Source organism: Roseibium sp., from assembly GCF_050301095.1.
In the GTDB taxonomy this organism is placed as follows: Bacteria; Pseudomonadota; Alphaproteobacteria; order Rhizobiales; family Stappiaceae; genus Roseibium.
Map to the genome: position 1 here is coordinate 30,127 of NZ_JBNKYW010000062.1, position 20,200 is coordinate 50,326.

Here is a 20,200-nt window from a genome sequence, read left to right on the forward strand (position 1 = left end):
CTTTGGAGGGGCTCAGATCAGCATCAGCGAAAACGCCGGGACGGCAATCAGCAGGGCGAGCCGCAGGATGTCGGCGGCCCAGAAGGGCATGATGCCGGCGAACATGGTCCGGAGCGGCACGTCGGTCAGAACCGAGCGCAGCACGAACACGTTGAGGCCGATGGGTGGCGAGATCAGGCTGATTTCGGTGACCACCACGACGATGATGCCGAACCAGATCAGGACCATTTCCGGATCGCTCAAAAGGCCCGTTCCGAAGTCGAGCGAGGTGACCAGCGGGAAGAACACCGGCACGGTCAGAAGGATCATGGAAAGGCTTTCCAGAACTGCCCCCAGAACCACGTAGATCAGCACCAGAACGAGCATGACCACATAGGCGTTGACGTCGAGCGACTGCACGAAGGTCAGAAGCGCGTCCGGTACGCCCGCATAGCTGACAAAATTGGAGAAGACCTCCGCACCGATGATGATCGCGAAGATCATCGCGGTCGTGCGGGCACAGTTGAGACCCGCCTGGTAGAGCTTTTCGAACGTCAGGCCGCCGGAAATGAGAGCGATGACGAGGGCGGTCGCTGCGCCGACGCCGGCCGCTTCCGTCGGTGTGAAGAAACCGCCATAGATGCCGACCATGATGACCGCAAAGAGGCCGACGACTGCCAGGACACCCCAGAGATCCTTCCGTTCCAGAGGCAGATCGTCATGATCGGCAGGCGCCAGTTTCGGCTTGAAGAGGACGGTGACATAGATGGCGGCAAGATAAAACAGCACGCCGAGTAGTCCGGGAATGATGCCGGCAATGAAGAGCTTGCCGATGTCGGCTTCCGTCAGCAGGCCATAGATGATCAGGATGACGCTTGGCGGGATCAGGATGCCGAGCGTGCCGCCGGCCGCAATGGAGCCGGTCGCCAGACTGTCCGCATAGCCTGCCTTGCGCATTGAGGGCATGGCCACCTTCGACATGGTCGCGGCGGTGGCGAGTGAAGAGCCGCAGACGGCGGAGAAACCGCCGCAGGCGACGATGGAGGCCATGGCGAGGCCGCCGGGCAGCCTGTGCAGCATTCTGTGGGCCGTTGAGAACAGGGACTGGCTGACGCCGGAAATGGTCAGAAGGTTGCCCATCAGAATGAACAGGGGAATGACCGACAGCGTGTAGGACAGTCCCGTGTCGAAGGCCGCGTTGCCAAGCAGGTTGAAGGCGGCATTCCAGTTGCGCAGCGCCGCAAAACCGACGGTTCCGACGATGATCATGGCGACGGCAATCGGAACACGCACCAGTACCAGGGCAAAAAGCGCCACAAAACCAATCAGAGCTTCTAACACTTAGTCAGGCCTTTGCACGAAAGCGTTTAAGGGACCAGAAGAAAGCGGCTATCGCCGAAATCGCGAAGGATACCGCGCCGAGCCACCCGATCAGGTACAGCGGAATTGCGAGCGAATCCGTCACCCGGCCCCGGCGCATCAGTTTTTCCGCATGGTCGGCGAGTTCCGTAGCGAGCAATGCAAAGACCGCAACCGTTGCGACGCCCGCCGCGACGGCACCGAACTGCTTCAAAAAACGGCTCTTCAGGCCGTCCATCAGTTCCACTTCGACATGCTCACCGGCAGCCGTCGTCAACGGCAGGGCCAGGAAGATCAGGGAAGCCAGCATCAGCTGCGTGAGTTCGTAGGCTCCCTTGACCGGGCTGTTGAACACGTAGCGCGCGATCACGTCCACGCAGGTCAGGCCGATCAGACCCGCCAGCACCAGGAGGCAGGCGAATCCCAGAAGCCAGGTGGCTCCGCGCCGGATCGAAGCGATCCGGCCCGGAGCGGTCTTGTTGATTTCGTTCGTCATGCCTATTCGGAGATGCCGGTTTGAGAGCGCATTTCGGCAAGGGCTGCCAGGCCGTCGAAGCCGGTCGTCTTGACCGCGTCGGCCCATGCGGCTTCTTCCTTGTCGGCCAGTTCCTTGATCCGGGCAAGAACCGGGGCAGGCGCGTCGTAGACTTCAACGCCCTGTTCCTCGACAAAGGCCGCGCCGCGTGCATCGGATGCATCCCACGCTCCGCCGGCCAGCTCAGCAAGCGCTTCTCCGGAGACCTTCTCGATGGCGGCCTGGTCTTCAGCGGAAATGCCGTCCCAGATGTCCTCGTTCATCACGAGGAACCAGGAGGTGTTGTAGATACCGCCCGGCACCTTCATGGAGTATTTGACGTAGTCGGTCAGCTTGAAGGACTTGATCGCTTCCACCGGGAAGGTGACGCCGTCGATAACGCCGCGCGACAGCTTCTCGTAAACCTCGCCCGGTCCCATGAACTGGGTGATGACACCGAGGTTCTGAGCAAGGTTGGCAATGTAACCACCCGGCGTGCGGATCTTGAGACCGGAGAAATCCTCCGGTGTTTCGATCTTGCGCTGGTTATTGTGGAACATGCCTGGGCCATGCACCCATAGACCCAGCAGCTTGGTGCCCTTATGCTCAGCCTGGGCATCCAGGGTGCCGCCGTAAACGTTCCAGTAGGCCTTGGATCCTTCCGTCGCCGTGTTGGCGATGAAGGAGAACTGACCGATGCGGGAGCGCAGGAAGCGTTCGTCCTTGGTGAAGGAATGCAGGCCGTAGGTGATGTCGACGATGCCTTCGGCAGCCAGATCGAAGTGCTCGGGCGGCGAACCGACCGGCTTCGGCAGAACACGGACGGTCACGCGGCCTTCCGTGACGTCGGCAACCTGTTCGGCCCAGGGATTGATCACCTCGGTGACAATCGGATGCTTGGGCGGCAGCCAGGATGACAGCACCAGCTCGTCCGCGGACGCGTTGGCGACAAGACCGGTGATCGCTGTGGCGGTCAGGCCGGCCAGAAGGGAAAGGCTCTTGATATGTTTCACGGATTTCTCCTCCCGATTGACGTCGTAGGCCGGAATTCAGAAACTGAGTCTGGCCTTTGTTTCCTGCTCATGGCATATAGTTGCAGGTGAAACTAGTTCGATGAAGATAGTTACATATGAAACTAAGTCAATCATAAAATCGTATGAGGCACTACGGATTGCGTAGAATTCACATGACCGAGACATCGACATCTGAAAACGGCACCGGGGCGCAGCCCGGAAATTCGGGGAACCTGCCGGAAGGCGCAGAGGCTGACTTTCAGCTCGAAGGCTTCTTTCCGTACCGGGTGCGCGTGTTCTATTCCGACGTCACCAGTGCGCTGTCGGCGATCTACCAGCGCGACTACGGGATGATGCCGGCGGAATGGCGCACCATGGCGATTTTGGGGGCCACATCGGGCGGATTGCAGGCAACGGAGATCGTCGCCAGGTCCAGTATGGACAAGGTCGTCGTCAGCCGTGCCGTCAAGCGCATGGAAGAGCGCGGCTTTCTGACGCGTGAGACGAACGAGGCGGACGGGCGGAGCTATCTGCTGCGGCTCTCCGAGACGGGCAGGGCGGTTTATGACGATCTGGGGCCCAAGCTCAAGGCCGTGGAGGCCAAGATGCTGCGCGGCCTGACGGACGATGAGATTACCGGGTTCCTGGAAGTGGCCCAGAAGATCCGGGACAATCTGGCCAGTGGAGCCGAAGGGGCTGAGGACTGATTCATAACGTAATTCCAGCGGTCATCTTCCTTCAAGGCCTGCTGGGGCGTTTGCTGCGACCCCACCTCATCGGTTCAGGAAAGTGGCCGCCGGAATTACGTTATGCATGACCCCTGAAGGGTATTTGGCCCTTTTGCTTCCGGCCGATGCGTGCTGAAACACGATCCTGGAGCTGGTCAGCCGAAATCAGGTGCTCTCACGAAAAAAGGCGGCCAGTGGCCGCCTTTTCCGTGTCTGTTTGCCTGACCGTTATCAGTCGAGGCGGCCGCTGGCGTGGGCCAGCATGGTGTAAACCTTGCCTGTATCCGACGTCAGGTAGGTCTGACCCAGCATGTTGTCGCGGTCGTTGCGCGAGACCTGGGCGAGAAGCTGCTCGAAGTCGGCGACATAACGTTCCACGGCGGTGCGGAACTCGGGATCGCGGGAATACTTCTGACGGATCTCGTCGAAAGTCTGCTGGCCCTGCAGGGTGTAGAGGCGGCGGGTGAATACATGCCGTTCGCCGTTCCGGTAGCGGTTCCACAGATCGATGAAGGTCTCGTGGTCGATCGCGCGGGCAATGTCGACCGACAGGGAGTTGAGGCTCTCAACGGTCTGCAGCGGTGTGCGGCCCATATCCACATCCGCGCTGGCATCGTCGTCGCGCGATGCACGGCGCAGGAGGTCCGCCACCCAGCCCTTGCCGGCAGAACCACCGGCTTCGGCCTGGGCCGGCTGCTGACGACGGGTGTCGACCGGACGGTGCTGCGCCGGGCGCTGCTCGGCGACAGGCGCTGACTGCTGCCGGACGGGAGCCGCCGGGGCGTAGCTTGCCGGGGAAACCGGTGCAGGCTGCGGGGCAGGGGCGGCACTTGCCGCTTGTGCCTGCGGCCGGGAGATGTCAAGCGCGTTGGACTGCTTGGCAACGATCTCGGAGAGCTCCGTCAGCGCGCGGATCTGCTCGTTGACGACCTTGCGGAGCGCAGCGGAGGATTCCTCCGCCTCGTCCGGCAGGTTGAGCACGCCCTGCTTCAGCTCGGCGCGGGTCGCCTCCAACTCGCGGTGGACGTCGCGGGCGACATCGCGCATGCGGGCGGCCGCATCGTTGAAGCGGTCGGATGCCTCGCTGACCGTACGGGTCATTTCCGCGATGATGTCGTCCTGTGCGGAGCGGATCGCATCGCGAGCCTTCTGGCCTTCCATGCCGGCGGTCAGGCGCATGGATTCGAACTGCTCCGACACCTGCTTGGAGGCCGCTTCCGCTGCCGCGCTCAGCATGTTGGCTGCATCGCGTGCCTTGTCGTCGGCCGTTTCCAGCGTCTCGGACAGGGTCTGGGTGAAGGTGCGCATGAGCGCATCGACAGCTTCCGTCTTCGACAACAGCGTTTCGGCCACTTCCTCGATCGCCGTGCGGCGGTCGGCAACGCGGCTTTCCACGGAGCGGTTGGTCTCTTCCAGGTGACGGGCCGCCTTGGTCAGTTCTTCCGACTGGTCGCCGAAGCGGCCAGTCAGGTTCTGGATATCCGCCAGCGTGGTCTGCGTCACATCGCGCAGGTTGGACACCTGCTCGGTGATGAGCGACGTGGTGGAGTTGGTCTCGGTCACGGCCCTGTCGACAGCGGAGCGGAACTCGCCGGCGCGGCGGGCAAGGTTACCTTCCACTTCGTTGAGGTTCTCTCCGGCCGTTGCGACAATGTTCTGGAGGTTGGTGTTGGACTCTTCGATCTTGTTGAGGATCTCGGTAACGTCCGCTTCCAGCCGGCGCTTGGTGTCGCTGAGCAGGGTGGTTGCCTGTTCGCTGCGCTCGTTGATGCTGGTGACGATCCGTTCTCCGGCTTCGACCAGCGAACGGGTTGCATCGAGGCCGGTATGAGCGAAGGTCTCGGTGACATCGCGGCCCTTGACCGTGATGGCTTCGAGGATTGCGCCATGGACTTCGGAGAGGCGGCCGGTAAGGTCGTTGGCACGCATCTCGATGGCACTGATGAGCTCGTTGCCGTCGGTGCCGACGATCTTGGCGAGTTCCCCGGAGCGGGCGCCGAAGGCCTCGTTGAGGGTTGTTGCCCGTTCAAGCAGCTCGTTGGCGACCTGGTTGCCGCGATTGACCAGGAGGTCGGCGGCTTCGGCCACAGCGCTGTTGACGCGAGCCCGGACCATGCCGGCCTCGCTCGACATCTGGCCCCGGATTTCCTCCAGGGTCTTGGCCAGCGTCAGGCGGGCCTGTTCGCTTTCGGCGGACAGGTTGCCGGAGATCTCCGCAATCAGGCCGGACAGCTCGTTGCGGACCTTTTCGCTTTCGCCGGTCAGGGACCCGCTGAACTCTGCCAGGGTGCCGGCATAAAGCGTGCGGGCTTTCTCGCTTTCCGCGGTCATGGCGCGGGCAGCGTCGGCGACGGCGGCCAGGACCAGTTCCCGGATACGGCTGCTCTCGCCGGAAAGAGCCCCGGTGGCCTGCTGCATGGCCGAGGAAACCGCGTCTGCGGCCTTCTGGCTTTCGCCAACCAGGACGCCGCGCGCTTCGCCGACCGAGCCCAGAACGATCTGGCGCATGCGGTCGCCTTCGCCGCTCAGCTTCTCGGTTGCCTGGCTCAGGGCGCCATCGACAATCTCGACGGTTCTGGTGCGCTCTTCGGAGAGCGTCTGGACTGCGGCGGTCACTGCTTCCTGAATGACGTCGCGCAGGTTCGTGCTTTCCGTGGAGAGTGTTGCGCCGGCTTCGGAGATCACGGCCGTCAGGATGTCACGGGCGCGTTCGCTTTCACCGGTCAGCGTGCCGGAGATGCTTTCCAGGCGCTCGTTCAGCAGGGTTTCGAGCTGGGTTGCGCGACTGTCGAGCGTTTCGGCAACCTCGAACACCTTGGCGCCGAGGGAGACGTTGATTTCGGCGATCCGCTCCGACAGGGAATCTGTCAGCTGCTCACTCTGCTTGCCGAGCACGCTTCCTGCTTCGGCGAGGCGGTTGTCGAGGGCCGAGGTCATTTCGTCCTGACCTTCGACGAAGGCCTGGGCGATTTCCTTGGTGCGTGAAATCAGGGTCTCGGAAATCTGGCGGGCCCGGGCGTCGAGGGTCTCGTCGATCCGGTCGGTGCCGCTGGTCATGGAAGCCGACAGGAGTTCGGCCTTTTCCGCCATGGCGGTTGCCGCCTCATCGACACGGCCGGACAGGGTCTGACCAATTTCCACGGCGCGTTCGGCAAGGGAGTTGCCGGCGGCCTCGATCCGCTGACCGAGCTGCAGGGTGATGGCGTCGGAGCGGTCTGCCAGAACATCGGTGATGTTGCGGGTCTTTTCTTCCAGCGCATCGCTGATGCTGGTCGTGCGGTTCTCGATGGCATCCGCCAGGATCTGGGTCCGGGCTTCGAGCGTTGCCTCGAAGGAAGCCGTACGCTGATCAAGCGTGAGGTCCAGCGTGTTGATGTGGCTGCCGAGCGAGGAGTCCATGGTGGAGATCCGCTCGCTCAGCGAGGTGTCCATCGAACTGAACCGGTGTTCGAGAGAGGCATCCATGATGCTGATACGGTCGGCGAGCGTCGCGTCCATCGTGGTGAAACGCTGCTCCAGCGAGGAATCCATGGTGCCGATCCGCTCGCTCAGGGTCTCGTCGATGGCGGAATAGCGTTGTTCCAGGGACGCATCCATGGTGCTGATGCGGTCGCTCAATGTCGCATCGAAAGCGGCGTAGCGCTGTTCGAGCGAAGCGTCCAGAGAACCGATCCGGTCGGTGAGGCTCGCGTCAATGGCGAAGTGACGCTGCTCCAGGGAGGCATCCATCGTGCTCAGACGCTCGCCCAGGATTTCGTCGAAAGCGGCGTAGCGCTGTTCGAGCGAGCTTTCCAGAGAACCGATGCGCTCGCCGAGGGTCGTGTCGATCGCGTTGTGACGTTCTTCCAGGGACGAATCCATCGTGGCGATCCGGTTGCCGAGCGAGGCATCCATGGAATCGATCCGCGCCGCGAAGGTGGTGTCGAGCGTGGACAGACGCGCATCGAGTGCTTCGGAGAGCAGCAGGGTCTTGGTGTCGAAGGCGTCGATCAACTGGCCGCCGCGATCGGTGACGATGGTTTCCAGTTCGGAAAGCCGCGTGGAAAGACCTTCCTGCAGGGCCTGACCGCGCACTTCCAGCGTTTCGGCAATCTTGCCGCTGACTTCGTTGATGTCGCTTGCAACCCGGTCGCCACGGCTGCCAATGAGTTCGGCAAGCTGGGTTCCTGTGACGGCGAGTTTCTGGGTGAGAGTACCTGTCTGTTCGCCGAGACCGGCGGCAAACTGGCTTGATACGCCTTCGAGCGTGTCCCGGAAGTCGATTGTCTGCTGTTCCAGGATGGTCGCCATTTCGTTGCTGCGTGCAGCCAGGCGTTCGTCGAGTTCGGTCCCGTTGATGGAGATCGCCGTGTAGATGCGCTCGGAAATATTATCGAGCTTCTCGGCCAGTTCGCCACCGCGCACGGAAATGGTTTCGGTGAGGGAGCCTGCCGTTTCGTCCAGCTTGGCCGCGATTTCGCCGCCGCGCAGGGACAGGTCGACGACAATGCTCTCGCCGGTGCCGCGCAGGATTTCCGCGACCTCTGTGGAGCGGTCGGACAGGGTATCGACGATCTCGGCTCCGCGAACGGAGATGGTATCCGTGACGGCCTGCCCTTTTTCGGAAATGCTTTCGACGACCCGGTTGCCGGTTTCGGCCAGGGATTCGTCCAGCGAAGTGACACGGGTGTCGATGGTCGTGACCAGTTCCTCGGTGCGCGAGGTAATGGTGTCGATCAGGCGGCCGGAGGTCAGGGACAGGTTGGCGTTAATTTCCTCACCGCGCTGGGTGATGATGTCGCCGACATTGGTGCCCGTTGCTTCCAGCGTCGTACGGAAGTCCTCGGCCTTGGTGCTCAAGGTCTCGATGACGGACGTGCTGGAGGCGGAGAGGGTTTCGTTGATCTCGCTGCTGCGAATATTCAGCGTTTCGACGAAGTTGGTGGCCGTTTCGGCAAAGCGCTCGTTCACCTCGTTGCCGCGGGTCGTAAGCGTCTCCCACATGGTCGAGCCGGTATCGGCGAGGTTCGCGACAAGGTCGGTGCCGGTCGTCGACAGACGCGAGACGTAGTCTTCCGCGCGCTCCGTCAGGGACTCCACGAGTTCGCTGCCCGATGCATTCAGGGTCGCGCCGAGCGATTCAATGCGGGAGTCGACCGTTGCCGTCAGTTCTTCCACGCGGCTGTTCACCGCATCGATCATGCGTTGGGTCGCCTCGTCGACGGTGGTGCCAAGTTCTCCGGAGGTGCTGGAGAGCTGCGAGGAGAAATTCTCGTGTGCGCCGGCGATGGTCTCGCGGACCCGCTCGGCGTTCATGACGATGGATTCACGCTGGCTGACCAGTTCCTCGATCAGGCCGCGTATCTTCAGTTCATTGTCATTGTAGGACCGTTCGAGGGACGACACCTCGTTGTGGACCAGGACTTCCAGCTCGCTGGCGCGGGCGATCGCGCGCTCGATGCCGTCGCCCATGGCCGCGACTTCTCGGCGGATGGCCTGGCCGACACTGAGAATGGATTCCTTGGCCATGTCTTCCGGTTCGGCAAGACGCAAGGCGACTTCGGTCATGCCGCGGGCGACGATGCGCATCTCCTGGGCCCGCCAGATCATCATGGCCATGACGAAGAAGAAGATGATCGGAACGACAATACCGACGGCACCCAAAATCATCTCGGGCGAGCCAACCAGGGCTTGCGGATCTGTGAGCGATCCCATCTTGTCGGCGAAGGCAGTCATGAACAGGCTGCCGCCAAGCACGGCCCAGACGGCACTGAGGGCCAGAGCCCCCCAGAAGGGTGCCGAGGAGGGGCGGCGCTGCAAGGCATAGATCAGATTGCCGATGTTGCGGCGATCGTCATTGGCTGCTGGCGGGCGCCCGCCACGGCCGCGCCGTCGGGCCTGACGCTGTTCGTCCCTTTTCGACGCGCTCTTTCTTGACGATTGGGCCGGTTCGGCTTCCGCCGCCGCGCTTGCTTCCGGTGCAGGATCCGCCGCCGCGGTTTCCGGGCCGCCGAAATCGAGTTTCAGGGCTTCTTCAACTGCAGACAGAGCTGCTTCCGCCGGATCTTTCGCCTGTTTCGGATTTGCCATTTAGGGTCGCCTCACATCCGTACTCATTACACACCGGTATCTCCGCCGCGCCGCTGACGCAGCCTTCGCAGTGACCACCGGATGCGCTGTTTCCGCGGCTGCCTTCGTGGGTGGAGGGCGCCGCAAAACCTTGTTCATGAGGAGGGCCGCCGCTGACCGACCGTGAACTTTCCGTCCGACGGTACTCTCCCCACCTTGCCGCATCAGCAACTGTAATGGCACAATCTCACCCAAGGAACAAGAAACGGCAATAGCGTGAGTCACTTAGGGGGCGATTTGAATGCCTGAATCGAAGCGAACTGACGTAGTGGAAGCAGGTGAAAAACCGGCACGCACCGGAACACTCAAGGCGGGAAGCCTTTCGGCTCCGCAAAAGCGGTGGTTGCAGCGGGGGCTGTCGCAGCCGGGCGGAAAGTTGCCGCTCTTCGATGACACAGGCCGTGAAATCCCTGTGCGCACCATTCGAGCCTGTATCGACGCAGGCTGGGCAGAGCCTTGGTTTTCCAACCCAATCAAGCCTGACTGGCTGGTTTGCAAGCTGACGCCTGCCGCAATGAAGGCCCTGTCGGCAAGTCAAAAAGATAAAAAACGTTAACGGCGAATCACATCGTTAAAATTCTAACGACTCTGAAAAACGGCAGATTTGCAAGGGCTTTTTCAGCGGTGATTCGAAACCACCGTTAAAGCGCGTTAACCAAAAAAGCAATTTTTTGGGGACATCGCCGGATCGTGCAAGTTTGACAGACCGGTTTAACCCCGTGTTTGCGGCTTGACCTGCAATCTTCCGGGCAGTCACAGCTGGCGGCGGGGTGCCGTCAGGCATGAGCAGCAGTTCGGAGTATCCTCATGGCGCCTTCCTCCATGGCCCGCGTCACCGGCCGAGCAGGGCCGGAAGCCCCCATCGATCTGGTCCAGTTGGCCACCAATACGCTGGGAAACAGGGATCTTGAAGTTCAGGTCCTGCATCTCTTCAAGTCGCAGTCCTCGGCAACGCTTGAGCGACTTGCACTGGAGACCGACGCGCGTGCGCGTCTCGACCTCGTCCATACCCTTAAAGGATCCGCACGCGCCATCGGTGCCGAACGGGTGGCCGAGGTGTGCGAGAACCTGGAAGGCAGGATGAAGGCTGCCACCGACACGGCTACGGAGGGTCTCATCGCGGCTGTCGATGAGGCGAACCGGTACATCCGGGACCTTCTGGAAGGCTGATCCGGCGCCTTTTCCGGCTGCACTGTCACGAACATGCGGGAGCGTTCTTCTTCGGGGCAGATTGCCATGTGGAAACGGCACGGTCCTTGACCTTTTTCGCGGAACCTTTATGTCGGGGAAACTGAAACCCGAAATTCAAGGCTTGGACGCGACGCATGCCGAAAGTTACATACATCAACGCCGACGGAACCCGGACCGAAGTCGATGCCGCCGAAGGCTCCACGGTGATGGAAAATGCCATCAAGAACATGGTCCAGGGCATTGAGGCCGAATGCGGTGGTGCCTGCGCCTGCGCAACCTGCCATGTCTACGTGGACGATGCCTGGGTAGAGAAGACCGGTACCGCCGAGCCGATGGAAGAGGACATGCTGGACTTCGCCTATGACGTGAAGCCTACTTCGCGCCTTTCCTGCCAGATCAAGGTGACGGGCGAGCTGGACGGTCTGGTCGTCCATATTCCGGAGCGCCAAGCCTAACGGATACTGACGCAAGTTACGAAAAACCCGCCGGGTGACCGGCGGGTTTTTTGTTGGGCAAACGAACCAGACGAGCGGTGCCTCCAGGACATTCTGCCGTCATTCCGGACAAGTGCAGCAGGGCTGCACGCCGATCCGGAATGACCAGGGGCGGCGAACCGCCCTTTGCCCGGGTTTCGACGTCACGGAGGGGGGAGTTTCGGCTGTCCCGATTACTCCGCCGGCTGGGCGACGGGTTTGCGGAACCAGAAGTCGACTTCCTTGCCTGCGTCCGGATGGCTGGGGATGAGCGTGGCCAGAAACAGGCTGACGGTGGCCATTCCGGCACCGGCAAGAAAGACCGCGGCCGGGGAGACCAGCCAGATGAGCCCGAACACCACAGGTATCACCACGGCGGCAATGTGATTGATCGTGAAGGCGACGCCAGCTGTCGGGGCAATGTCGGCCGGGTCCGCGATCTTCTGGAAATAGGTCTTTATGGCAATCGCGATTGCGAAGAAGGCGTGGTCGATCACGTAGAGGCTGGCCGCCAACGTGGCATTGGTGACGAAAGCATAGCAGACGAAGACCAGGATCAGGCCGATGTATTCCAGGATCAGGGCCTTGCGCTCGCCGAAGCGGACGATCAGCTTGCCGATTTTGGGAGCCAGCACCATGTTGAAGGCACCGTTCAGAAGAAACAGTCCCGCCACCTCATGGACGTCGTAGCCGAAGCGCTCCACCATCAGGAAGCCAGCGAAGACGGTGAAGATCTGACGGCGGGCGCCGGCCATGAAGGTGAGGGCGTAATAAAGCCAGTAGCGTTTTCTGAGGATCAGCTTCTTGTGCTGGGGAACGCCTTCCTTGAAGTGGGGATAGGCCATCATCAGGAAGGCGAGAACTACCAGCGTCAGTCCGCCCGCGATGGCGAACACCGTGGTGAAGGACAGGTCGAACATCTTCCAGGCCACGAAAATCACACCATAGGCAATCAGCTGGGCGAAAGCGCCGACGGAGATGATCTTGCCCATGCTGGCGGGGGCGGACGCCTTCGGCAGCCATTGCAGAGACAGGGACTGGGCCATCGTCTCGTAGTAGTGAAAGCCGATCGACATGATCAGCGTGGTTACATAAAAGCCGATGGCGGTCGGGAAGTAGCCGGTCACCGCAACACCGACCCCGAGCAGGAGCAGGGACACATAGGCCAGTGTCTGCTCGCGCATCATCAGTAGCAGATAGACGGCGAGGAAACTCAGGAACCCCGGAATTTCGCGGATCGACTGCTGGATGCCGATTTCGCGCCCGGTGAAGTCCAGTTCCTGGACGGCGAAGTTGTTCATGAGGTTCCACCAGGCAGCAAAGGACAGCTGCATGGCGCCGGCCATGATCATCAGGAGAACGGCGGGAGACCGCCAGCCGGTGGTTTCATTCGGGTGTGCGTCTCGGGTAAAATAGGTCATTCCGTTGCCGTAAAAAAAGGTCACATCTTTCCAGCGCTGTGGCTTGCTTCTAATCCCAATCAGCTGTTGCGTGTTAGCGCTGTTTTGTCATGGAATATTTCTCACTCGCCAAAATTTGACTGTCTGGTCTTTGGTTTTTGAGCGATAGTCGCAGCAATCGGGTCCCACGTTAGAAGTGGAACGGCATCAGGCAGGGGCAGCAGATGACTATTCATCCGGAGCTTTCCGAGTTTCCCACATACAAGGTGGCCGCGCCGATCATCGGCTACGCGCGCACGCAGCTCCGGGGCAGGAACAATGGCTGGCATGCCCATGATGCCGCCCAGCTGTTCCATGTGGTCAAGGGTTCGATTGCCATCGACACCGAACTTGGCACCTATTTCGTGCCGCCGGAACGGGCGGTCTGGTTGCCGCCACGGGTCGGGCACAAGACCCGTTACCTGACGGACACGGAGATCCGCTACATATACGTTCAGTATGCCCATACCAAAGACCTGCCGCAAACACCGCAAGTCATGCAGGTCACCACGCTTCTTCGCGCGCTCATCCTGGAATTCATGTCCTATCCGCGCGCGGAGACGGAGGACGGCCCGGCTGCGCGGATCGCAGCGGTTATCCTGGATCAGCTCAAGATGCTGCCGGCCGCGCCCCTGCAACTGCCTATGCCGCAGGATATTCGGCTCAGGGAACTTTGCGACGGCGTCGTGCGCTGTCCGGCCCACATTCCCTCTCTCACGGAAGCGGCCGAACGTTGCGCCACCTCCGTGCGCTCCTTCGAGCGGCGGATCAAGGCGGAGACAGGGCTCAGCTACCGCACCTGGTGCCGTCAGGTGAAGCTGTTCCGGGCGCTGGAACTGCTGGCCTCGGGCCGCAGCGTGTCCGATGTCTCCCACAAACTCGGCTACGAGGGGCCAAGCGCATTCGTCTCGACCTTCAGGAAGGCTTTCGGCGTGACGCCCGGCCGTTATTTTGCCGGCAGCGGTCCGGATTGATCTGGCTCATGGCGCAGATCCGGGTCCGGCGCGAAAACTGATTCAAATTCCACGTCCTGGAGAAATGACCATGTTCAAGAAAATCCTCGTTCCCGTTGATCCGGGCGAAACCGGCTTTGCCGACGAAGCACTTGCGAAAGCCTCCCAGCTTGCACGCGACTATGGCGCCAAGATCCACCTGATGGCGGTTTGTCCGGAAGTGCAGAGTTTTGTCGCCAGCCAACTGCCGGAAGGCTGGCAGAAGCGTGAAATCGAGGAAACCACGACCATCCTCAAGACCGTCGGCGCACGTCTCGACGTTCCCGAAGGCACGGTCGATCACGTCGTGCGGATGGGCTCGGTCTATCACGAAGTCATCGAGGAAGCGGAACGCGCGGCATGCGACCTGGTGCTGATGACCTCGCACAAGCCGGGCCTGTCGACCTATTTCATCGGCTCCAACGCCGCCCACATCGTCCGGCATGCGCCCTGTTCGGTGCTGGTGCTGCGCGGTAAGGAGTAATCAGGCGGCCCGCGTGAGCAACATTGCGACCGCCGCGTAGCGGAAGGGGTACCTTTCCGGCGCGGCCTTCAGCAGGCTTTCCGCCCGGGCGTAGATCCGGTTCACAAGATCCTCCCTGTCCGAGCCGTCGGGCAGGGCGTTGCGTAGCACGGCTTCGGAGAATGCCCGGAAGAAATTGACGTAATCCTTCACATAGCGATCCAGGTTGCCATCAGCCTCAAAGGCCTGATTGAAGGGAACCGCGATTTCGTAGGCCATCTTTCGGTCGAGGGAATAGAGATCCGCCGCGCCGTAATGGCTTTCCAGAAGTGGAGCCGTCAACTCATCCAGCGAACGCATATAGACCGGCTGGTAATAGCGGTCATAGGTCTGCCGGGAGATTTCCCCGGTCTCGACAAAGTCCAGCACGGCATCGTTCAGAAGATCGTAGATCCCGTCACAGGTTCGCGCGGTGTCCGTGGTTCCGAATACCTGGAGCAGCAGCTTGCCTCCCGGCACGAGTTCCAGCGCCCTTTTCTTCAGAAACCGTGCAACATCCTGTTTCGCCAGCTCGGAAAAGGTCTGCCTGTCTTCGACGGACACAAACCCGTTTTCCCGAATGGGGACTGGCCCGTTGGGCAGGATGTAGCCCGGCAGGACGTCGACCGGCCGTTCGGAGAGAAAGCCGATGGCATTGAAGGTGGTTGCCAGGTGAACGCTTGCCGGCGGCAGAAGCTGGTCGAACATCGATCCGCCGACGGCTGCTGAAAAGATGCGGTTGCTTTGAAACGCCGAAGCGCCGTCCGGACGCAGGCTCAGGAAAAGCTTTGAAAAATCGTTGGTGGGAAGGTCGGAATGTATCGTCTGGACAGGGCGGTCCGTGCGTGGCAGCAACGTCTTGAGGACGTGCGTCATCACTGCAATGGAATTGCGCCCTTCCGAGCAGCCGAAATCAGCCAGGCCAACCGGCCCGTCTCCCTCCAGCGGAAGGCCGGCCGCGGCCTCTTCCAGCCAGGGAATAACCGCTTCGATGGCTTGCCATTGCGGAGCCGAGTTGGCGTTGTAGAAGCCGCCACCGGTCATGCCGGTGGTGGTTGCATGGGACGCCGGTGCTTGCGAATCTCTTTCCGTCATCGGCCATCCCCTTGCAGCCAGTCTATCTTGCCAGTTCCTTCATGGCGTCCGTCAAGCCTTCGAGGGTCATCGGGAACATGCGGCTTTCCATCAGTTCGTTCAGCATCCGGATGGAAGGCGTATAGTGCCAATGCTCCTGCCGGACCGGATTGAGCCAGACGGCACTCTTGTAAAGCCCCGTGACACGTTGCATCCAGGCCGATCCCGGTTCCTCGTTCCAGTGTTCGACCGAGCCGCCGGGATAGGCGATTTCGTATGGGCTCATGGACGCGTCGCCGACGAAGATGATCTTGTAGTCCGCCGGGTATTTGTGCAGCACGTCCATGGTCGGGATGCGTTCTGTGTGGCGGCGGTGATTTTCCTTCCAGACATATTCGTAGAGGCAGTTGTGGAAGTAGAAATGCTCCATCACCTTGAACTCGGAGCGTGCGGCTGAAAACAGTTCCTCGCAGACGCGGATGTGGTCGTCCATCGATCCGCCTATGTCGAAGAACAGGAGCACCTTGACCGCGTTGTGCCGTTCAGGGCGCATCTTGATGTCGAGCAGGCCCTTGTGGGCGGTTGCTCGGATGGTGTGGTCCAGATCGAGTTCTTCGGCCGCTCCCGTGCGGGCAAAATTCCTGAGCCGTTTGAGCGCCACCTGGATGTTGCGGGTGCCGAGGAGCTGGGTGTCGTCGAGATCCTTGAACTCGCGCTTGTCCCAGACCTTGACCGCGCGCCGGTGCCGGCTTTCCTTCTGGCCGATGCGAACGCCTTCCGGATTGTAGCCATAGGCGCCGAAAGGAGAGGTGCCCGCCGTGCCGATCCATTTGCTGCCGCCCTGGTGGCGTTTTTGCTGCTCCTTCAGGCGCTCGCGCAGGGTATCCATCAGCTTCTCGAAACCGCCGAGCGCTTCAATCTGCGCCTTTTCTTCCTCGCTGAGGTGCTTTTCGGCGAGCTTGCGCAGCCATTCTTCCGGAATGTCTTCCACCGGCACATCGCTCATGAGGTCGAGACCCTTGAAGACATGGGCGAAAACCCGGTCGAACTTGTCCAGGTTGCTCTCGTCCTTCACCAGAGACAGCCGGGCAAGATAGTAGAAATCCTCAACGCTTCTTTCCGCCAGATCCAGGTCCAGCGCTTCCATGAGGGTCAGGTATTCCCGGAGCGAAACCGGGATGCCTGCGGATTTGAGTTCGGTGAAGAAATTGATGAACATGCGGCGAAAGTAGCTGTGCTGATCGTAACTGTCGAGTTGGCAAATAGGGGATCAGTGCCGTTGGGCCATGGTCCGGCTGCCGGCTTGTCAGGACGCATCCCCGGTATCGTCTGCTTTGGAAGAGGAGACGAGATCTCCCATGAAATCCGAGATTCTGGGCCCGTTGCCGCCGACGAAAGGCGCCGGGCGGCAAACCGAGATGGCCGCAATTCCGATGCGGGCGGTCAGGAGGCCGTTGATCACGCCTTCCCCGAGCCGGGCGGAAAGGCGTGCCGCAAGGCCATGTCCGAGTACCTGGGAGGCGAGGTTGTCGCCGGCCGCCATTCCGCCGGTCACCGCCAGATGGGCCATGACGTGTCTTGCAAGGCGCAGGAAACCGAGAGTGCCCGGGCGGCCACCGTAAAGGGCCGACAACCGCCGGATGGTCCGAAGATTTTCGAAAAGAACGGCCAGCAGGTCGACAAGCGCGCGCGGGCTGACGGCGGTGACGACCGAGACGCGCTTGGCGCTGTTGGCGACGATCCGGCGGGCTTCCAGGTCGAGCGGACCCAGCAGCTCGCGCTCGGCGAGTTTCACCAGATCCCGGCCATCGATCACCTCGCGCATATGTCCGGAAAGGGCCTTTCGGCCAATAGCCGTTTCAGGCCGGTCACGGTAAAGCGCGAGCAGGTCCTTCAGACCGGCCATCGCGGCCCTGGTGTCGTCGGAGTCGGCGGCCGCCTCGAGCCGCTCGCGCAGATGGTCGATCCGGCCAAGCCGCATCAGGCCGGCAAGTTCGCGGGCCACAAGGCCAATCAGGCCCAGAACCGCAAGCGCGGCCAGTGCAACGCCCGTCCACCCGAGCCAGTCGGTGCGGGCGAAGAGGTCCCTGATCAGGCTGTCGATCGCGAGCCCGGCAGCGAGGGAGAGAAGGCCGGTGAGGCCTAGCAGCAGCCATTTGCCGAAACCGAAACCGGATTTCGGTGTGCTTGCGGCTCTTGGAAGACGGGGCTCCTCGTCCTCCAGGACGGCCTGGGTGATCAGGGCTTCTCCGGCCGCGGGCTTTCTGGTGTCGTCATCCGTCATCCGGACCTTGCTGTCGTCAAGGCGGAAGGCGGCCGGCTTGCGGCCGGATTGCGGTGTCTTGCCGGTCATGCCAGCCGGTCTCCGATCAGGAACTCAAGGGCCCGGTCGAGCCGGATATGGGGAAGCGACAGGGTCAGACCCTCGGCGGTCGTATCGAGCACCGGCGGGCGAAACCGCAGAAATCGAAGATCTGCTTGAGCTGATTGAAATCCCGGCATCTTGTCTTCACAAGATGATTCATCTTTTGCAAAAAGTGATTCAGCTTCCAGTGGCAAGTCCCCGGGAAACATAGCGATTTCCGTTTCACCGTCATAAGTCTCCCCATTGAGCCGCTCTCCCGGCAGGGGTGTTCCGAGGATGGCCGGAAGCTCTTCTCCCCGGTGTTTGACCGTCGCCTCGCGCGTCGCCCGCACGGCCGCCATGGCAAGCACCTCGACATCGGCCCCCTTGAAACGGGCCCGTTCCTCCGCCCGGATAACCAGGCGTCTCAGAATGGCTTCCAGCCGGTCGTGGTCGGCCCGGTTCAGATGATCCGCCTTTGTCGCGGCAAAGAGAATGCGGTCGATCCGCCGCGTGAGAATCGAAGACAGCCAGCTGCGCTTGCCCGGGCGAAAGGCGCCGAGCACTTCGCCGAGAGCCACCTCGAGATCGGCGATGGCGTGGCCTCCCGCGTTGATGGCATGCAGAACGTCCACGAGAACGATCTGCCGGTCGAGACGGGCAAAGTGGTTCCGGAAAAAGGGGCGCACGACATGGGTCTTGTAGGCCTCAAAGCGCCGTTCCATCATGGCACGCATGGTGCCGGAGCGGGCGGGCGCGGCATCGGCGGGAATGTCCAGTGGTGCGAAGGTGAGGGCGGGGGACCCGTCCAGGTCGCCCGGCATCAGGAAACGGCCCGGCGGGAGCATGGAAAGTGCATGGGCATCTGCCCTGCAGGCTGCCAGATAGGTCTTGAAGGATGCCGCCAACGCCTGGGCCGCCGGTTCGTTTTCGGCGCCGTCCGGGTCCGTATCCGCCTCGGCCTTCAGGAAGGGGGCGGCAATATTTGTTCGGTTCCCGGCCCTGGCGCGTTGCAGGGCTTCGGCGGAGAAAGTGGCGTAATCCTTGGTGAGAAGCGGCAGGTCCAGCAACCATTCACCCGGATAATCGACCAGATCCAGATGCAGTTTTCCGGGGCCGAGCTTCCTGTAAAGATAAGAGGCGCTCTCGTATTCGACCGTCAACCGAAGCTCGGAAACCTGGCGCGTCGATTCCGGCCACACACGCTCGTTGACCAGGGCCCTGACATGGGCTTCGTAGTCGAAGCGGGGAACGTCGTCGTCAGGCTGGGGTTGAAGCCTTGCGCCGGTCATGCGGCGGCCGGCCGCGGCGCTGAATACCGGCAGGCGTCCGCCATGGACCAGATTGTGCACAAGAGCCGTCAGGAAGACGGTCTTGCCGGAGCGGGCGAGACCCGTCACGCCGATGCGCAAGCTCGGGATGGTCAGGTCGCTTGCCGCGTCGGCAAGGTTCGCCAGGGTCAACCGGGCTTCTTCTGCAAGTGTGGTCAATGCGTTCACATGTGCCTCCAGCGCGTTCATGTAGGCACACAAGCGGGCCAGTTCAAACCGGTCATTCGAGGCACGTCCCGGGCGCTATTCTTCCGGTGCCTTGAGATCGCGCGGTCTGACAAACCGTTCCAGGTGTCCCGTCCCGGGCTGAAGTTCGGCCCAGTCGGCGATGTCGAAGTCGATCACGGCGAGCGCAGCGGTCGGGAACTTGGCTTCGATATTCGAAAGCGCGCCTGAATTCGCTGTGCCGATCAGGCCGAGTGCGGTCATCTCAGTTGCCGGGTTGTGGCCGATGACCATGAGCGTCTGGACCCGAAGGCCGTGTTTCCGGATCAGGGCGGTATAGTCGTCTTCGCTTTGCCAGTAGAGATCGGAAAGCACATGGATCTTGGCCTCCTGCGGCATGTGAGGCAGCTGGCGGGCCAGGGTCTCGCGTGCGCGCTGTGCTGTCGAACACAGGATCCGGTTCGGCAACAGGCCGTTTTCCTTCAAATACCGCGCCATCGCGACAGCGGCCGTCTTGCCGCGGCCGTTGAGCGGGCGGTCGATATCGGCAAGGTCCGCATTGCCCCAGTCGGATTTGGCGTGTCTTAGAAGAAGAAGCCGCATGTCATCAATTCTTCCTGTACCGGACGGGTTTCCGGCCGGTTTCATAGCACAGGTATCTGCCGGTTTCAGTTCTGGCTTGCGAGTGCCTGGGTGAAGGCGGCGATCGCCGGACCGACTTCCTCCTCCTGTTCGGGAAGAGAGTAGGACAGCCAGAGGGTATAGTCCGCCCTGGCGCCGGTGAAGTACCAGAAGGTTTCGTAAAGGCTGACAGGTGTCCAGTTACGCGTGCGGAAGGAAATGCCGGAGGCTGCCGCTCCCGACAACTTGACGGGTTCGAAACCGGCAGCCTTGTAGTTGCGCGAGAAGGTTCGCGCCTCCCGCCGGCCGGTCGCTTCCAGATGCTTGCGCAGGACGGCTGTAATGCCGTTTCGGCCGGTGTAGATGC

At 61.6% G+C, this 20,200-nt stretch carries 16 protein-coding genes and 1 pseudogene; 6 read left to right on the top strand and 11 right to left on the bottom strand.

Annotation, left to right across the window (positions count from 1 at the left end):
* Positions 1-12: 12 nt before the first annotated feature.
* From ACQY7U_RS05865 to ACQY7U_RS05875, 3 genes are read right to left on the bottom strand one after another with little or no spacing between them, the layout of a single operon-like run.
* On the bottom strand, positions 13-1,320 hold the full coding sequence (locus ACQY7U_RS05865; protein ID WP_428642832.1) for a TRAP transporter large permease: 1,308 nt from the start codon (positions 1,318-1,320) through the stop codon (positions 13-15).
* Between the two features lie 4 nt (positions 1,321-1,324).
* Positions 1,325-1,834 (bottom strand): TRAP transporter small permease, encoded by a 510-nt coding sequence (locus ACQY7U_RS05870; protein ID WP_428642833.1) that lies wholly within the window; start codon positions 1,832-1,834, stop codon positions 1,325-1,327.
* 2 nt (positions 1,835-1,836) lie between these two features.
* Entirely contained in the window at positions 1,837-2,865 is a 1,029-nt protein-coding gene (locus ACQY7U_RS05875; RefSeq protein WP_428642834.1) for a TRAP transporter substrate-binding protein, read from the bottom strand.
* A gap of 173 nt (positions 2,866-3,038) precedes the next feature.
* On the opposite strand from ACQY7U_RS05875, the gene ACQY7U_RS05880 reads away from it, so the two are divergent.
* Positions 3,039-3,572: a MarR family winged helix-turn-helix transcriptional regulator gene (locus tag ACQY7U_RS05880; protein WP_428642835.1), complete on the top strand. Its 534-nt coding sequence runs from the start codon at positions 3,039-3,041 to the stop codon at positions 3,570-3,572.
* A gap of 252 nt (positions 3,573-3,824) precedes the next feature.
* On the opposite strand, the gene ACQY7U_RS05885 is transcribed toward ACQY7U_RS05880, so the two are convergent.
* Positions 3,825-9,662: an antitoxin gene (locus ACQY7U_RS05885; RefSeq protein WP_428642837.1), complete on the bottom strand. Its 5,838-nt coding sequence runs from the start codon at positions 9,660-9,662 to the stop codon at positions 3,825-3,827.
* 280 nt (positions 9,663-9,942) lie between these two features.
* Between ACQY7U_RS05885 and ACQY7U_RS05890 the strand changes: the two genes are divergently transcribed.
* The 3 genes from ACQY7U_RS05890 (at position 9,943) to ACQY7U_RS05900 (ending at position 11,347) form a co-directional block, all read left to right on the top strand.
* A complete protein-coding gene (locus ACQY7U_RS05890; RefSeq protein ID WP_428642838.1) occupies positions 9,943-10,257 on the top strand; it encodes a hypothetical protein in 315 nt (104 codons plus the stop codon).
* A gap of 251 nt (positions 10,258-10,508) precedes the next feature.
* Positions 10,509-10,871 carry an Hpt domain-containing protein gene (locus tag ACQY7U_RS05895; protein WP_428642839.1) on the top strand — a complete coding sequence of 121 codons (363 nt, stop codon included), beginning with the start codon at positions 10,509-10,511 and terminating at the stop codon, positions 10,869-10,871.
* 155 nt (positions 10,872-11,026) lie between these two features.
* Positions 11,027-11,347, top strand: coding sequence for a 2Fe-2S iron-sulfur cluster-binding protein (locus ACQY7U_RS05900; RefSeq protein WP_428642840.1), 321 nt, complete (start codon positions 11,027-11,029; stop codon positions 11,345-11,347).
* Positions 11,348-11,559: 212 nt separating this feature from the next.
* Here the strand turns inward: ACQY7U_RS05900 and ACQY7U_RS05905 are convergent, their stop codons facing one another.
* Entirely contained in the window at positions 11,560-12,786 is a 1,227-nt protein-coding gene (locus ACQY7U_RS05905; RefSeq protein WP_428642841.1) for an MFS transporter, read from the bottom strand.
* 203 nt (positions 12,787-12,989) lie between these two features.
* On the opposite strand from ACQY7U_RS05905, the gene ACQY7U_RS05910 reads away from it, so the two are divergent.
* Both ACQY7U_RS05910 and ACQY7U_RS05915 read left to right on the top strand, forming a co-directional pair.
* Positions 12,990-13,778 carry an AraC family transcriptional regulator gene (locus ACQY7U_RS05910; protein ID WP_428642843.1) on the top strand — a complete coding sequence of 263 codons (789 nt, stop codon included), beginning with the start codon at positions 12,990-12,992 and terminating at the stop codon, positions 13,776-13,778.
* A gap of 70 nt (positions 13,779-13,848) precedes the next feature.
* Positions 13,849-14,280: a universal stress protein gene (locus tag ACQY7U_RS05915; RefSeq protein WP_428642844.1), complete on the top strand. Its 432-nt coding sequence runs from the start codon at positions 13,849-13,851 to the stop codon at positions 14,278-14,280.
* Here the strand turns inward: ACQY7U_RS05915 and ACQY7U_RS05920 are convergent, their stop codons facing one another.
* The 6 genes and pseudogenes from ACQY7U_RS05920 to ACQY7U_RS05945 all read right to left on the bottom strand — a co-directional run.
* Entirely contained in the window at positions 14,281-15,393 is a 1,113-nt protein-coding gene (locus tag ACQY7U_RS05920) for a hypothetical protein (protein ID WP_428642846.1), read from the bottom strand.
* 22 nt (positions 15,394-15,415) lie between these two features.
* Positions 15,416-16,591 carry a vWA domain-containing protein gene (locus ACQY7U_RS05925; RefSeq protein ID WP_428642847.1) on the bottom strand — a complete coding sequence of 392 codons (1,176 nt, stop codon included), beginning with the start codon at positions 16,589-16,591 and terminating at the stop codon, positions 15,416-15,418.
* 87 nt (positions 16,592-16,678) lie between these two features.
* A complete protein-coding gene (locus ACQY7U_RS05930; RefSeq protein ID WP_428642848.1) occupies positions 16,679-17,725 on the bottom strand; it encodes a YcjF family protein in 1,047 nt (348 codons plus the stop codon).
* Positions 17,722-19,236, bottom strand: a complete 1,515-nt coding sequence (locus tag ACQY7U_RS05935; RefSeq protein WP_428642849.1) for a YcjX family protein — start codon at positions 19,234-19,236, stop codon at positions 17,722-17,724. Before ACQY7U_RS05935 ends, ACQY7U_RS05930 begins: the two co-directional genes overlap by 4 nt.
* 54 nt (positions 19,237-19,290) lie before the next feature.
* On the bottom strand, positions 19,291-19,815 hold the full coding sequence (locus tag ACQY7U_RS05940) for a SixA phosphatase family protein (RefSeq protein WP_428642850.1): 525 nt from the start codon (positions 19,813-19,815) through the stop codon (positions 19,291-19,293).
* 65 nt (positions 19,816-19,880) lie between these two features.
* A pseudogene (locus ACQY7U_RS05945) lies at positions 19,881-20,200 on the bottom strand (hypothetical protein); the annotation flags it as partial.